The sequence below is a fragment of the Pseudonocardia kunmingensis genome (genome assembly GCF_006716445.1).
GTDB classification, from domain to species: Bacteria; Actinomycetota; Actinomycetes; order Mycobacteriales; family Pseudonocardiaceae; genus Pseudonocardia; species Pseudonocardia kunmingensis.
Genome location: NZ_VFPA01000008.1, coordinates 1 through 13,835 on the forward strand (window position 1 = coordinate 1; position 13,835 = coordinate 13,835).

The 13,835-nt window shown below is 73.8% G+C and carries 11 protein-coding genes and 1 pseudogene; 6 read left to right on the top strand and 6 right to left on the bottom strand.

Translation table 11 applies throughout. From position 1 onward, the window contains the following. Positions 1-3,369: cation-translocating P-type ATPase (locus FB558_RS40650; RefSeq protein WP_142064454.1), on the top strand; the 3,369-nt coding region annotated here is incomplete at its 5' end. A gap of 73 nt (positions 3,370-3,442) precedes the next feature. Here the strand turns inward: FB558_RS40650 and FB558_RS40655 are convergent. Continuing rightward, positions 3,443-3,625 carry a DUF1761 domain-containing protein gene (locus FB558_RS40655; protein WP_142064457.1) on the bottom strand — a complete coding sequence of 61 codons (183 nt, stop codon included), beginning with the start codon at positions 3,623-3,625 and terminating at the stop codon, positions 3,443-3,445. Between the two features lie 126 nt (positions 3,626-3,751). On the opposite strand from FB558_RS40655, the gene FB558_RS40660 reads away from it, so the two are divergent. The 3 genes from FB558_RS40660 to FB558_RS40670 all read left to right on the top strand — a co-directional run bounded on the left by FB558_RS40660 (position 3,752) and on the right by FB558_RS40670 (position 5,610). Further along, complete coding sequence (locus tag FB558_RS40660) at positions 3,752-4,768, top strand: serine/threonine-protein kinase (RefSeq protein WP_170231795.1); 1,017 nt, start codon at positions 3,752-3,754, stop codon at positions 4,766-4,768. A gap of 177 nt (positions 4,769-4,945) precedes the next feature. Beyond that, positions 4,946-5,338, top strand: coding sequence for a DUF2267 domain-containing protein (locus FB558_RS40665; protein WP_142064463.1), 393 nt, complete (start codon positions 4,946-4,948; stop codon positions 5,336-5,338). Between the two features lie 20 nt (positions 5,339-5,358). After that, entirely contained in the window at positions 5,359-5,610 is a 252-nt protein-coding gene (locus FB558_RS40670) for a hypothetical protein (RefSeq protein WP_142064466.1), read from the top strand. Between the two features lie 94 nt (positions 5,611-5,704). Here the strand turns inward: FB558_RS40670 and FB558_RS40675 are convergent, their stop codons facing one another. Beyond that, positions 5,705-7,045, bottom strand: a complete 1,341-nt coding sequence (locus FB558_RS40675) for a hypothetical protein (protein WP_142064469.1) — start codon at positions 7,043-7,045, stop codon at positions 5,705-5,707. A gap of 34 nt (positions 7,046-7,079) precedes the next feature. Here FB558_RS40675 and FB558_RS40680 point away from each other — a divergent pair, with 34 nt between their 5' ends. Further along, positions 7,080-10,352: an ATP-binding protein gene (locus FB558_RS40680; RefSeq protein WP_142064473.1), complete on the top strand. Its 3,273-nt coding sequence runs from the start codon at positions 7,080-7,082 to the stop codon at positions 10,350-10,352. Here FB558_RS40680 and FB558_RS40685 read toward each other — a convergent pair. The 4 genes and pseudogenes from FB558_RS40685 to FB558_RS40700 all read right to left on the bottom strand — a co-directional run bounded on the left by FB558_RS40685 (position 10,337) and on the right by FB558_RS40700 (position 13,227). Next, positions 10,337-10,801 (bottom strand): HIT family protein, encoded by a 465-nt coding sequence (locus FB558_RS40685; protein WP_142064476.1) that lies wholly within the window; start codon positions 10,799-10,801, stop codon positions 10,337-10,339. The genes FB558_RS40680 and FB558_RS40685 overlap by 16 nt on opposite strands. 168 nt (positions 10,802-10,969) lie before the next feature. Beyond that, a complete protein-coding gene (locus tag FB558_RS40690) occupies positions 10,970-11,677 on the bottom strand; it encodes an alpha-amylase family glycosyl hydrolase (protein WP_246107132.1) in 708 nt (235 codons plus the stop codon). 49 nt (positions 11,678-11,726) lie between these two features. Continuing rightward, positions 11,727-11,825 (bottom strand): annotated as a pseudogene (locus FB558_RS45880) (hypothetical protein); the annotation flags it as partial. Positions 11,826-11,937: 112 nt separating this feature from the next. Then, a complete protein-coding gene (locus FB558_RS40700; RefSeq protein ID WP_211367202.1) occupies positions 11,938-13,227 on the bottom strand; it encodes an amidase family protein in 1,290 nt (429 codons plus the stop codon). Positions 13,228-13,447: 220 nt separating this feature from the next. On the opposite strand from FB558_RS40700, the gene FB558_RS40705 reads away from it, so the two are divergent. After that, positions 13,448-13,774, top strand: coding sequence for a tetratricopeptide repeat protein (locus FB558_RS40705; protein WP_142064485.1), 327 nt, complete (start codon positions 13,448-13,450; stop codon positions 13,772-13,774). The last annotated feature ends 61 nt before the right edge of the window (positions 13,775-13,835 follow it).

Consider the following 13,835-nt stretch of genomic DNA (forward strand, 5'->3'; position numbering starts at 1 on the left):
CGCCGCGGCGTCCTGCCGATGGACGGGTCGGCCTACCGCAGGCTCGACCGCGTCGACACGGTCGTGCTGGACAGCGACGTGCTGTGCGCGGGGCCACCGGTGGTCGTCACGGCCACCGCCGAGGCCGAGGGGTGGGACGAGGACCGCGTGTGGTCCGCCGCAGCACGACTGCTCGACGGTTCCGAGGGCGCCGAGGGCTCCGGGGGTGACGGGCTGCGACTCGCCGATGCACGTCCGCCGTCGTCGGACGTGCCCGGCGGGACCCGGCACCGGGTGCTCGACCGGGGCGTCGCCGTCGGCACCGTGACGGTGGCACGCGAGCTCGACCCGCTGGCCGAGCCGCTGCTCGACGCGGCGCGCGAGGCCGGACACCGGGTGGTGCTCACCGAGCACGTCGGCGTGCGGGAGCTCGCCGCCCTCGCCGACGAGGTCGTGGCACCCGGTGAGGCGTTGGCCGGGACCGTGCGCCGCCTGCAGGCCGCGGGACACGGGGTGCTCGCGGTGTCCGCGCTCGACGGTCCCGGCCTGCTCGCCGCGGACGTCGGGATCGCTCCGATATGCCCGGACCGGCCGCCCGCGTGGGGCGCCGATCTCGTGACCGGGCCCGGCCTCGGCGAGGCCTGGCGGGTGGTCACCGCGACCGCCGCCGCCCGTGCGCTCAGCCGTCGGGTGGTGAACACCGGGCTGACCGGCAACGCGCTCGGCGCGCTGCTCGCCGCAGTCGGCCACCCGCGGTACGGCCAGCGCGGCGCGACCACCCCTGGCAAGACGGCCACGGCGGTGACGCTGGCGATCGGCTCCTGGACCGCGCTGCGACTGGACGCGCGGCCACTCCCGGCGCCGAGCACGCACACCGCCTGGCACGCGATGGAGCCCGAGCAGGTGCTCCGGCGGCTGGCCGACGCCCCGCCGGAGCCGGCCGGCCGGAGACCGTCGCCGCTGCGCCGGTTCGTCGAGCTGCCGGGTGTCGGGCTGCCGGCCCGGTACCTCGGCACCGTCGCCGCCGAGCTGGCCGACCCGCTCACCCCGGTGCTGGGCACCGGGGCGGCCGCGACCGCGCTGCTCGGCGAGGCCACCGACGCGGTCCTCGTCGGCGGCGTGACGGTCGCCAACGCTCTGCTCAGCGGCCTGCAACGGCTCCGAGCAGAGACAGCCATCGAGTCGCTGCTGCTCGAGCAGGAGATCGTCGCCCACCGGCTGACCGACGGCGGGCGGGAGGACGTGCCCGCCACCCGACTGCGGGTCGGCGACGTGCTGGTCGTGGAGCCGGGCGACGTGGTGCCGGCCGACGCCCGGCTGCTGGAGGCGTTCGATCTCGAAGTCGACGAGTCCGTCCTGACCGGCGAGTCGCTGCCGGTCGCGAAGTCGCTACCGGCCACGCGCGGCGCCGAGCTCGCCGACCGCACCTGCATGCTCTTCGAGGGCACCACGATCGTCGCCGGCACGGGCCGCGTCGTGGTGGTGGCCGTCGGTCGGGACACCCAGGCCGGCCGCGCCGCAGCGGCCGCCGCCGGTGCCGCGCCGCCGCCGGGCATCCAGACCCGCCTCGGCGAGTTGACCCGCGCGGTCCTGCCGCTCACCCTCGCCGGCGGCGCCGCGGTGACCGCGCTCGGCGTGCTGTGGCGGCGGCCGCTGCGCGAAGCGGTCGCCTCGGGCGTCGCGGTGGCTGTCGCCGCCGTGCCCGAGGGCCTGCCGCTGGTGGCGACCGTCGCGCAGCTCGCCGCCGCCCGCCGGCTGTCCCGGCGCGGCGTCATCGTGCGCAGCGCCCGGGTGCTGGAGGCGCTGGGACGCGTCGACACCGTCTGCTTCGACAAGACCGGCACGCTCACCGAGAACCGGCTCCGGGTGGTCCGCGTCGTCCCGCTCGGCGATGGTCTGGGCGACGAGGAGCTCCTGCACCTCGCGGCCGCCGCCGCGAGCAGCGAGGACGAGCGGGCACACGAGACCGACCGGGCGGTCGCCGAAGCCGCGGCCGCACGCGGTGTGGTCTGTGCTGAGGAGCCCGATGCGGCGCTGCCGTTCACCGGGGGGCGGGGCTTCTCCGCGGCAGCGCGGGCGGGTCGGCTCCTGGTCAAGGGCTCCCCGGAGGTGGTGCTGGCCCGGTGCGCCGACACCGGCTGCGCCGCCGAGACCGTGCGGACCCTCGCCGCCGACGGGCTGCGGGTGCTCGCGGTGGCCGACCGAGATCTGCCGGCGGACGGTGGTGTTCCCGGCGACCTCGACGACGCCGCGCAGGAGCTCACCCTCCGGGGGATGATCGCCCTCGCCGACACGGTCCGACCCTCCGCGGTGGACGCGGTCACCCGGCTGGGCGCCGCCGGCGTGCGGGTCCTCGTCGTCACCGGCGACCACCCGCAGACCGCCGCTGCCATCGCCGCTCAGGCCGGCGTCCCTGACGCCGACCGCGTGATCACCGGCTCCCGGTTCGCCCGGGCCGGTGACGCCGAACGTATGCGGCTGGTGCAGGAAGCGGCGGTCTTCGCCCGGGTCTCCCCGGAGCAGAAGGTGTCGATCGTCGCGTCGCTGCGCCGAGCTGGGGCGACGCTGGCGATGACCGGTGACGGTGTCAACGACGCTGCGGCGATCCGGCTGGCCGACGTCGGTATCGGCATGACCGGCCCGGAGTCCCCGGCCGCCCGTCGCTCGGCGGATCTGGTACTCACCGATCCGGATCTGACGCGGCTCGTCGACGCGATCGGCGAGGGCCGCGCCATGTGGTCGCGGGTGCGGGATGCGGTCTCGGTGCTCGTGGGCGGCAACGCGGGCGAGGTGGCTTTCACCGTCCTGGGCACCGCCCTCGGTGGGCGCGCACCGCTCGGCACCCGCCAACTGCTCCTTGTCAACCTGCTCACCGACATGTTCCCGGCACTGGCGGTGGCGGTCGCCGCGCCGCGGCGGCATTCGGCGAACGCCGACGCGCAGGCGAGTGGGCCGCTGGACGGCCATCCGCTGGAGACCGAACTGCTGGCCGGCCCGCAGCACGGTTTCCGAGCCGCGGTCCGGCAGACGATGCTGGTGCGGGGGGCCGCGACGGCGGCCGGGGCGAGCGGTGCGTGGGCCGTCGGCCGCCTCACCGGCACCCGAGGCCGGGCCGGCACGATGGGCCTTGCCGCGCTCATCACCACCCAGCTCGGCCAGACCGCGTGGGCCGGCCGCCGCAGCCCGCTCGTGCTCGTCACCGCAGCCGGTTCCCTCGCCGTGCTGGCGGTCGTGGTGCAGACCCCGGGTGTCAACCGGTTCTTCGGCTGCACCGCCCTGGACCCGCTGTCCTGGCTCGTGGTGCTCGGCTGGGCGGCCGCCGCCACCGCAGGTGCCGAGCTGGTGCCCCGGCTGCTCGATCCGGAACGAGCGCCGCCTGCGGACCGGTGAGGATCCACCATCAACTGCGGGAGCAGAGCGCGGGGGAGTGTGTGAGCTCCCCGGCCCGGTCGGTTCGTGCCCCCTATTGCCAGATGCCGATCAGGACACCGAGGGAGAGCAGCTTGGCGAGCCAGTCGCCGGCGTGGATCGCTGCGGGTTTCCAGGGTGTGTGTTCGTGCACGGTGGCGCCGACCCAGAGCGTGGCCGGGAACCCGATCCACAGGACCGGCCCCAGCAGCAGCTCACCGGCCCAGGTGTCTGCCATCGGCCGCGGCGATGACCGTCGTCCGCTGAGCGCCGATCAAGGACCGTTCGACCTGGCCCGCGGGCCGTCGGCCGTGCGGATGGGTCGGTGGCGCATACGCGGTGCGCTCGCGGGGGATGAATCGATGTGAGGGTCGATCACGAGTTGGAGCTGCCCCATCCGGCGACACCTGATACGGCCGCACCCGATGTGGCGGTGTCCGGGACGGTGTTGCAGGGCCGGTACGTGCTGGGGCCGGTGATCGGGGTCGGCTCGTCGGCGGTGGTGCGTCGTGCTCGCGACCTGCAGTCGCGGGCGATGGTTGCGGTGAAGCAGTTTCGCCCCGGGGCCTCGGTGCAGGATGTGCGCCGGCAGGCCCAGGAGTTGTCGGTGTTGGGCCGGCTGCGCCATCCAGGGCTGGTGCGGCTGCGGGACGCGGGCACTGAGCACGGGTCGTCATGGGTGGTGACCGACCTGGCGGAGGGGCCGAGTCTGGCGGAGCGGATCCGCGTCGGCCCGGTGTTGCCCCCTCGGCTTGTGTGTCGGCTCGGCTCAGAGCTGGCAGACGCGCTCGCGTACGTGCACATGCGCGGAGTGGTGCACCGCGACGTCAAGCCGGCGAACGTGCTGCTCGACCAGGGTCGGGCGCGACTGGCGGATTTCGGTATCGCGGTCGCGGTCGACCGCACCGCCACGACGGCGAACGGGGCGATCGTCGGTACGGCTGCCTACCTGTCGCCGGAGCAGGTCCGTGGGGAAGGTGTCGGGCCCGCCGTCGATGTCTATGCGTTGGGGCTTGTGCTGTTGGAGGCGTTGACCGGGCGCCGCGAGTATCCGGGCCCGATGGTGGAGTCGGCGTTGGCGCGGCTGCATCGGTCACCGCTGGTCCCCGAGGCCGTTCCGGCCACTCCTGGCTGTCTGATCCGGGCCATGACCGCCGACGATCCCGATCAGCGTCCCGCTGCCGCTGAGATCGCCGAGGAGCTGACGGCCCCACCGGCGGTCACACCGGCGGGCCGTCATCGCCGGCACCGCTATCGTCCGCAGCGGCGTCGGCGAGGCTCGGTCGTCGATCAGCTCCGCGGAATCACCTTCGGTGCCGCCGGCTCCGGATCGGGAATCGACCCGGGGCGCACAAAGGTTGCGAGGCGGGACCCGGTGTGACGTCAATGATGTGATCGCCGTGAACGGGTATTTCTTGCGTGCGGGCTCAGGCCGCTGAACACGGACGCGGGCGTCTGTCCGCTTCTCCGTGGACATGTCTCGCGGATACCCGTATCGCTGGCCGTCCGGACGCTGGCAGAGATGTGAGCCTGGAACGGCCCCGGGTACCCGACGGGCATGCAGCAACACGAACTGGTAGCGGCCGTGGCCGACGGCGTCGGCGCCGGCAAGCACGACGCCGAGCGTGGGGTCCGCTGCACGCTGCAGGTGCTCGGCCGGCGGCTTGCCGGCGGGCAGACCCGCAACCTGGCCGCGCAGCTGCCCTCCGACCTGGCCACCGTGCTTCCTGCGGACGGGCCGGGCGAGCGTTTCGACGTCGAGGAGTTCTACCGGCGCGTCGCCGAGGCCGAGGGCGGATCGTGGACGCCGCAGCAGGCGCGCCGGCACGCCCGTGCCACCCTCGCGGCGCTCAAGGCGGGGCTGACCGGGCACGAGTACGACCACCTCGCGGCACAGTTGCCGCCTGACTACGCCGACCTGCTGAGTACCGAATCCGTCCAGCACCACTGAGCGCAACGAGGAGGACCGACATGGCTGCCTGCGAAGTCTGTGGCAACGACTACGACATGGCGTTCGAGGTGCATGCGCAGGGCGCCGTGCACGTCTTCGACAGCTTCGAGTGTGCGATCCACGCCATGGCGCCGGTGTGCGAGCACTGCGGCTGCAGAATCATCGGTCACGGCGTGCAGGCCGGGGGCCGCTTCTTCTGCTGCGCGCACTGCGCGAACGGCGCTGAGCCAGGCGCCGGGTTGCGCGACCGGGTCGACGCGACGACAGGCTGATCGGACGGGAGCCCGTGCGGAGCCGGCGCGACCGGCGGAGCCGAGCTCGCTGCTGAGCTGCGTCCCCGCCCCACCGCGACGCGCCTCCGGACGCTCATCCGGTGGTCAGTAGATCGTCCTCGAGCGCCGCCAGCAGGTCGGTCCTGCGCGCGGGTGGCCGCGGTGCTGCGAGGTCGAGGGTGGCGATGTGCTCGGCGAGATCGCCGTCGTCGAACACCGAGCCGGGCGGCTCGAGCAGGTGCACGGCGCGCATCAGCCGGACCCATACGTGCGCGTCCGCCATCGAGGCCGCGCCGGCGATCGGCATCGGGACGGCGGTCGGCGGGGCCGCGGGCCCGGGCGGGAGGCCGATCGTGGCCCGCCAGCGGTTGGCCCGGGCACGGTCGTGCCGGACGGAGTCCCACCAGTGCGTCTCGGCGACGGCTGCCAAGCCGTGCCCGATCAGTGTGCTCTGGACGGTCCCCGGGTCGGGTTCGACGCGCAGCCCGTCGGCGACGATCTCGGCCTGCGCGAGGGCGAGGGACAGACCGCGCCCGAAGGTGGGATCGGTGATCGCGAGGGCGTCGCCGATCGGATACACCCCGAGCAGAACCGGGCGCCCGTCACGCAGCGGGGAGCGCAGCGTGTTGCGGATCCCGCCCATGACCGCGACGCCGGAGATCGGCGCCACGTGGTCCGGGTCCGCCCACGGTGCGATCGGCGGTACGGTCCGGGCAGCGCGGTCGAACAGGTCGGGATCGCGCAGCCGCTCCAGCGCCCGGTCGTGGGTGTGCCGCGCGATCGCCACGGCGACGGACGCGTTGTCGCAGAGGAAGGCGAACGCGCACACGCCGTCGAGGACCAGGACGGTGGCGTTTCCCCGGGCCATGCGCGGCATCGCCGCGGGGTCGAGGACCCGGAAGAAGCGGGTGTAGTACACGAGCTCCGTGTCCTCGACCCGCTCGACGACCTCCGCGCCCGCCTCGCGCGCCCACCGGGGCAGGGCCGTGCGGCGCCCGGTCGCGTCGAGCACGACGTCGGCGTCGAGGGTGCCGTGCTCGCGGGTCGTCACGCCGTCGGCCTGCGGCGGTGTTCCTGGTCGCCAGCGCAGGCCGGTGACCGTGACGCCCGTTCGCAGATCGACCCCGGGTTGCTCCTCGACGCAGTGGCGCAGCACGCACTGGTAGAGGCTGCGCCGGCAGGCCAGTGGCACGAGGTCGGCCAGCAGCGCGGGGTCGGCCGCGCCGGCGGCGGTGGGCGGTGCGTAGCCGGCCAGCGGGTGCTCGACGGCGCCGCCCGCGAGCAACGCCGCCAGCACATCAGGCATCCGCCGGGCGAGGATCGCGCGGCCGAGCGCCATCGTGCTGTGCGCCTGCCGGGCCTGCGGGACGGTCGGGCGGACCCACTCCTCGGGGGTGGCGGGCGGTGGCGCCGGGTCACGTTCGAGGACTGTCACCTGGTGGCAGGTACGGGTCCTCGGCGGCGTCGAGGTGGTCGTCGCCGGCCAGGCCGTCGATCTCGGCGGCCCGAAGCAACGTGCCCTGCTCGCCACCCTGGTCGCGGCCGACGGGCGCGCCGTCTCGGTGGAACGGCTGATCGACCTGCTCTGGGGCGAGGACCCGCCCGCGAAGGCGCTGGTGTCCCTGCAGTCCTACGTCGCCAGGCTGCGCCGCGTCCTCGAACCAGATCGCGATGCCCGCGCGCCGGCCCGGACCCTCGTCACCCGGGCGCCGGGCTACGCGCTCCTGCTCGACGGCCACGACGTCGACGCCCGGCGGTTCGCCCGGTTGCTCGCCGATGCCCAGGCCTCGAACGCCGATCCGGGGCGGGCGGCGGGGTTGTTGCAGACCGCGCTCGGCCTGTGGCGTGGTGATGCGTACGGCGGGGTCGCCGACACGTGCGCCGCGCTGCGCACCGAGGCTGCGCGCCTGGAGGAGCTGCGGCTCACCGCGGTCGAGGAGCTGTGGGCGGCCCAGGTCGCGCTCGGCAACCACGGCCGGGCCGTCGCCGAGCTCGAGCGTCTCGTCGACGCGCATCCGCTGCGTGAGCGGCTGTGGACGCTGCTGGCCCTGGCCCAGTACCGGTCGGCCCGGCAAGGTGACGCCCTGGCGACCTTACGGCGGGCCCGCCGGCGTCTGGCCGATGAGGTCGGTCTGGACCCGGGTGTCGAGCTGCGACGACTCGAGGAGGCGGTGCTCCGGCAGGACCCCGCGCTCGCCCTCACACCTTCGGCCGGGGTGCACGGACGGCCCGCCGCCGAGTCCGTGGCGCTGGTCGGTCGGGAGGCGGAGCTGGCAGCGGTGTTCCAGGCGCTGGCCGACGCGGGGGCACGGCAGGGACGGGTGGTGCTGGTCAGCGGCGAGCCGGGGATCGGGAAGACCACTCTCGCCCGGGCCGTGGCCGTGCACGCGAGCGCCGCCGGGCTCCGATGCGGCTGGGGCGGTTGGGAGTCCGACGTGGCGCAACCCCTGTGGGGATGGAAACGGGCAGTTCAGCAGCTGTTGGGTGACGCCGGCGTGCTCGAGTACCCCGACGCCGCGAACGTCGACATCGCATCGTCGACGTTCCGGGTGGCCGGCGCCTTGGTCGACGCGCTGCGCACCGGCCCGGCCTCGGTGATCATCCTCGACGACGTCCACTGGGCCGATGCGGACAGCCTGCGCCTGCTGCGTCGCGTCGCCGCCACGATCGTCGATGTGCCCCTCGCGCTCCTGGTCACCCACCGGGACGCCGAGGCCGACATCAGTCCGCCGGTCGCTCACGTGCTCGCCGATCTGGCCAGGCTCGACCCGGTACGGGTGCGGCTGACGGGACTTACCGACGCCGCGACCGCCGCTCAGGTCCGCCACCGCACCGGCATCGACGTCTCGGCCGAGGTCGCCGCCGCGATCCACGAGCGCACCGACGGCAACCCGTTCTTCGTCAACGAGTTCGTACGGCTCCTGGCCGGCGCGGGCGAGCTGTCCGACCCCACGGGCCCGTCCTGGCGGGGCGTGCCGGGCGGGGTGCGCGACGTGGTCAGGCAGCGGCTCGCCCAGCTGCCCGACCAGGCCGGCGAGCTGTTGGCGGCCGCGGCGGTCCTCGGTCGGTCGTTCGACCTGGACGTCGTCGAAGAGGCGGTCGGCACGCCCCAGGACGCGGTCGAGGAAGCGGTCGAGGCGGCTCTGGTGTCCGGCCTGCTCGAAGAGGAATCCGTGGGCCGCTACCGGTTCACGCACGCGCTCGTTCGAGACGCCGTGTACGGCACACTGCCCGCTCCCGCCCGCTCCCGCATGCACGCCCGGGCCGCGCAGGCGCTGGAACGACGGCGGATCGGCCAACTCGCCCGGCACGCGGCCGAGCTGGCCGAGCACTACCGGATGGCGGGAGCGGTACACGCCCGGTCGGCGTGGATCTTCGCGAGCCGCGCGGCTGCCCACGCCGCCGGGCACGCCGCGCACGCGGAGGCGGTGCGGCTTTTCACGATGGCCGCCGAGGCGCAGGTCCAGGACGAGCTGGCCACCCCGCAGGAGCGGGAGGCGGTACTGGTGGGACTGGGTCGGGCGCTGCTGTGGATGTCCCGGCCCATCGAGGCCTGGGCTCCGCTCGCCGAGGCGGCTGCTGCCGCGTTGGCTCGGGCTGATGCCGTCGCGGCGGCACGGGCCCTGCTGCCGATCACCGAGCGCACGATCTGGACCTGGCGCGACTACGGCCGTCCCGACGAGGAGGCCATCCGGCTGTGGGAGGACGTGCTGGCCGGCCTTCCCGAGACCGAACCGCTGCTGCGGGCGCACGTGCGCGCAGCGCTGGCCGTCGAGCTGCTGTACGTGCCGGGGTCAGCGGCGCGCTCGACGCGCCTGGTCGATCAGGCCGTTGTGGCGGCGCGCAGGGCCGACTCGCCGCACGATCTGCTCCGCATCCTGCAGCTGGCGCACCTCGTGCTGGTGCGACCCGATCTGCTCGACCGCAGGATCGCGATCGCCGACGAGCTCGTCACCCACGCGGCCCGGCTGGACGACGCGGCCGAGCTGGCGGCCGCGCTCTGCAAGCGGGCCGTCGACCGGGCCGAGTCCGGACGCTGGGAACAGGCGTGCACGGATCTGTGCCGCGCGAAGCGGCTGGCCGAGCGACACCAGATCGTGCCGGTTCTGCTCATCGCCGGTTGGGGCCTCGCCCTCGCCATCCAGGCGACCGGGGACTTCGCCGGCGCCGAGGCGGCCATCGAGCAGATCGAGACGCTGCAGTCCACCGTCTCCATGGGCGCGGTCGGCGTCGGGCTGCTCCAACGGGCCACGATCCGGATCGTCCAGGGCAGGCTGGCAGAGCTGGAACCCGAGCTCCGGGCCGCCGTCGAGCAGCGGCCCGCACTCCGGGACCTGCACGCACTGGCGTTGATATCGGGCTCACGCGAGGACGAGGCGCGAGAGCTCCTCGGCGACTGGCCCGAGCAGCCCCCACTGTTGTGGGACTACTTCTGGATCTCCCTCACCGCGATCCGCGCGCAAGTGTGGCTCGCGTTCGGAGACCCACAGGCCGTCGCAGACCTGCGTCGCCGGCTCACCCCCTACGCCCGTCGCCTCGCCGTCGCCGGCATGGCAGGGGGATTCCTCGGAAGCATCAGCCACACCGTCGGCAGGCTCGCACTCGCCGACGGCGACCGCGACGCGGCCGCCCACTACCTGCAACTCGCCCTCGACACACACCGTGGCCTCGGATTCCCGCGTCTCGCCGCCCTCACCGAGGAGGTACTGCCCCTAACCGCCGAGGGTCATGGGCGCGGCTGAGCAAGGCGAGCGAAGAGGTTCTGGGCTCGCTGGGCGATTCGTGCGATCTCGTCGTCGGTAGGCGTGTGGTTCTGGTCGAACATCTGCATTTGCAGGGCAGGGCCGGTGAGGCCGCTGGCGGCGACCTGCTCGTGGGTGATGGGTTGGACGACGTAGTGGATGTGGCCGGGGACCGCGCCCGCATGCGACCAGAGGCAGGTGTAGACCTGCTCGGCGTCGACCAGCGTGCGCGCGACGTGTGCGGTGAGCCTGAGCAGCGGGCCGAGCTCGATGGTTTCTTCGTCATCGAGGTCGGCGATCGAGATGACGTGGCGTTCTGGTTTGACGATCAGAGTGCCGAGTCCGAGCGGACCAACGCAGTGCTCGACGATCCACCGCGAGGTGCGGTGCAACCTTCCGCCGGGCAGCGGGTCGCGTCCGGTGAGGAGCCCGCAGGCAAGGCAAGACATGAAGCAAGGCTCTCAGTCTTGCCGGAAGGATCCTCTCCGACAGCCCTTCCCGGGCAGCGTCGGCTGCTTCGGTGAGGTCCGTGGTGACCGATCGGCCGACGCCGGCATGCCCGAGCCCCAGCTGATAGCGCGTGAGGGATCCCGAGCTGCGATGGGGTCCGGTGAGAGCTACCGGGAGAAGACCGGGCTGCGGTGAATCGCCCAACCCCGAGAGGGGATCTCGACATGGTGGTTCTCGGTGGTCGCGGTGCCCAGCACCGGCTGTGATCGTTCCTCGTCGGGTGGGAACCGAACGGTCTGCATCGTGGGGTTGACTCGGACGCGGAACGAACGACCGTCGCCGGCGACCACGTAGCTGACCGCCCCGGCGCGTGTGCTGATGTCCTCGAGCGCGCCGGTGGTCAGCCATGTGTTCGCGCGCCGGAACGCGCCGAGCCGCCGCACGGTTGCAAGCAGATCATGCGCGAGGCCGTCGAGTCGCTCCACGTCCGAAGGAGACATTGCGGGTCGCAGAAGGCTGTCCGGGCCTCCGCGAACCCACGTCGAGGTTGTGGCGACCTCGTCGCCGTAGTAGATGCCGGGGATGCCGGGCAGGGTGAGCAGGAGGCAGAAGGCGGCGGGCAGCAGCGAGGGCGCGATGACGTCGGCGAGGCGGGGAAAGTCATGGTTGCCGAGGAACGTGTGTGGTGAGCTGCGCGAGCAGCAGTTGTGCCGGTGCAGCCGCAGCGTCTCCACGATCCGGCCGGTAGATCCGCCCGCGAGCCACTCGCGAACCCCGTGCATCAAGGCGTACTCGGTGGTGCTGGACAGCGTCGTGCGGTTGACCACCGCCGGGTGGTCGTCGTCGAAGACCTGCCCGAGGAACGCCGATGCCACGCGATGAGGCGGCGGCGCAGAGCGCGTCCAGATCCGCTACCCCGCCGAGCCGGTCGTCGATCTCCCGGTGGCTCACCGTGTCGTAGCCGTGGGCCACCGATGCGAATACGGGTCCGAGCAGCAGCCCGTCCGCGCCCAGCGACTCCATGTGCGGCAGCCACTGGGCCACTTCCCGCAGCGATCGTCGTCGGGTCCGGTCGGTGCCGCTCTGATCGGCGTCGAGGAGGCCGAGCGGGAAGGCGTGCCACACCAGAGTCGGTTCACTCGGTCCGGTCACGCGCCCCGCCTTCCCCGGTTGTGGTTCCTTCCCCAGTTGTGGTCACTGTGCCACCCGCTGTCGTGGTCGGCTCGGGATGGATGGGGGAGCGTGCCGGCGGGCGGGTGCAGGCCAGCGCGAGCAGGGACTGGTCACCGTGGTGCCGGGTGACGATCTGCAGCCCCACGGGGGCGCCGTCGCGGGTGAACCCGGCCGGCATGCTGAGGGCCGGGTGCCCGGAGAGGTTGAACGCCCAGGTGAGGGCGACGCTCATGTGCTCGCCGGGCCCGTCGTGCCCGTGTGGTGGCCCGGGAGTGGTGGGGGTGAGCAGCAGGTCGGCGTGCGCGAACAGGCACTCGAGGCGGCGGTTGTTGTCGGCGCGCATCTGGTCGGCGTGGACACGGTCGGCCGGTCGGGCCGCGGGATCGCGCAGGGTGGTCCAGGCTGTCGCCGGGTCGGCCAGCCCGACGGGTAGCTCGCTCCACCGGAGCTGGGCTCGGGCGACGAGCTGCTCGGCGGCGGCGCGGGCGATGACCACGACCTCCTCATCCAGCTGCGGGTCGGCGTAGCCGAGGTCGGCCGACCAGACCGCGGTGCGCGCCGGCGGGGTGGCCGGTAGCCGGCCGAGGACGGCCTCGGCCCAGACGAGCAGGTCGTGCGGGTGTCGGGCCAGCGGTGCCGCCACGGCCAGTCCGGTGGGCTCGGCGTCCGGGAGCAGGCCTGTGGTGGGTTTGTAGCCGAAGATGGCGCACCATGCGGCCGGGATCCGCGATGAACCGGCACCATCGCTGCCGGTCGCCAACGGCACCACCCCCGCGGCGACGGCGGCCGCGGAACCGGCGGACGATCCGCCCGGCGACAGGTCGGGGCGCCACGGGTTGCGGGTCGGGCCCCGGTCGGTGTGTCCCCAGGTCTGCGGGCCCGGCCCGCGCGGGGTCGAGGTGGCGCCGATGGCCACGGCGCCGGCGGCGGACAGGCGCCGGGACTGCAGAGCGCGGGTGTCGGCGCGGCCCTTCACCGCGATCGGCACGCCGGCCAGCGGTCCCACCGGCTGTCCGGCACCGATCCGCTCATCGATCGCCGCGGCTGCCGCACGGGCCTCTGCTGCGGTGACGTGGGTGAACGCGCGCAGCCAGCCGTCGGTGGCGGCGAGTCGGTCCAGGGCCGCCTCGATCAAGGCGGATGCGGTGACCTGGCCCGTCACCACCGCGTGGCGCTGTTCGCTCGCGGAGCGGGTGGCCCAGGACCGGGGCGCGATGCGGGACGTGACGGGCTGGATCCTTCCGCTGGGCAAGGCAGGATGTCCGGGAGAAGATGAAGGGTAGGGGATCCGCCCACGCGCCAACGACGCGTGACTATGCGCCGGACCGGCGCTCGACAAGGTGGATCCGTCACCTTCAGCGGCCTGTCAGCGCCGGCCCGCCGCGGGTCCGGCGATGCGAGCGGCCCGAGTACCGCCGTGATGCGGCCGCCGAGCCCTGTCCGCCGACGGCATCGACGATCCCTACCTCCGCATGACGGCGCTGGAGGCCCTTGCCGATGCCGAGGTGGGTCTCGGCCGGTACGGGCCTGCCGTCGACGCCTACGACCAGGCCGTTCGCCTCGCCGGCGACTACGGGAACACGACCACCCGCACGAGCGCGCTCACCGGCCTCGCGCGAACCCACGCCACGGCGGGACGGCCTGCGCACGCGGCGAGCTGCTACGAGCAGGCGCTGGAACTGCTGCCCCGGCCCGACCCCGCCGGACGGGCGGAATCCCTCGTCGAGGAGCTGACCACGGTGCTGCACGCCCTGGGCCGGCTCGACCTCGCCGAGGCCTACCGCGCCCACGGACATTGACGATCCGCTGTGCCGCAGCGGTCGACCGCGGCCGTACCCTGCACGCCGACGACATGGAGGT

What these genes read in the sequence shown, in the direction of transcription:
- FB558_RS40655 (WP_142064457.1), bottom strand. Translation starts at nt 3,625, where the DNA reads ATGGCAGACACCTGGGCCGGTGAGCTGCTGCTGGGGCCGGTCCTGTGG.
- FB558_RS40665 (WP_142064463.1), top strand. Translation starts at nt 4,946, where the DNA reads ATGCAGCAACACGAACTGGTAGCGGCCGTGGCCGACGGCGTCGGCGCC.
- FB558_RS40670 (WP_142064466.1), top strand. Translation starts at nt 5,359, where the DNA reads ATGGCTGCCTGCGAAGTCTGTGGCAACGACTACGACATGGCGTTCGAG.
- FB558_RS40685 (WP_142064476.1), bottom strand. Translation starts at nt 10,801, where the DNA reads ATGTCTTGCCTTGCCTGCGGGCTCCTCACCGGACGCGACCCGCTGCCC.
- FB558_RS40705 (WP_142064485.1), top strand. Translation starts at nt 13,448, where the DNA reads ATGACGGCGCTGGAGGCCCTTGCCGATGCCGAGGTGGGTCTCGGCCGG.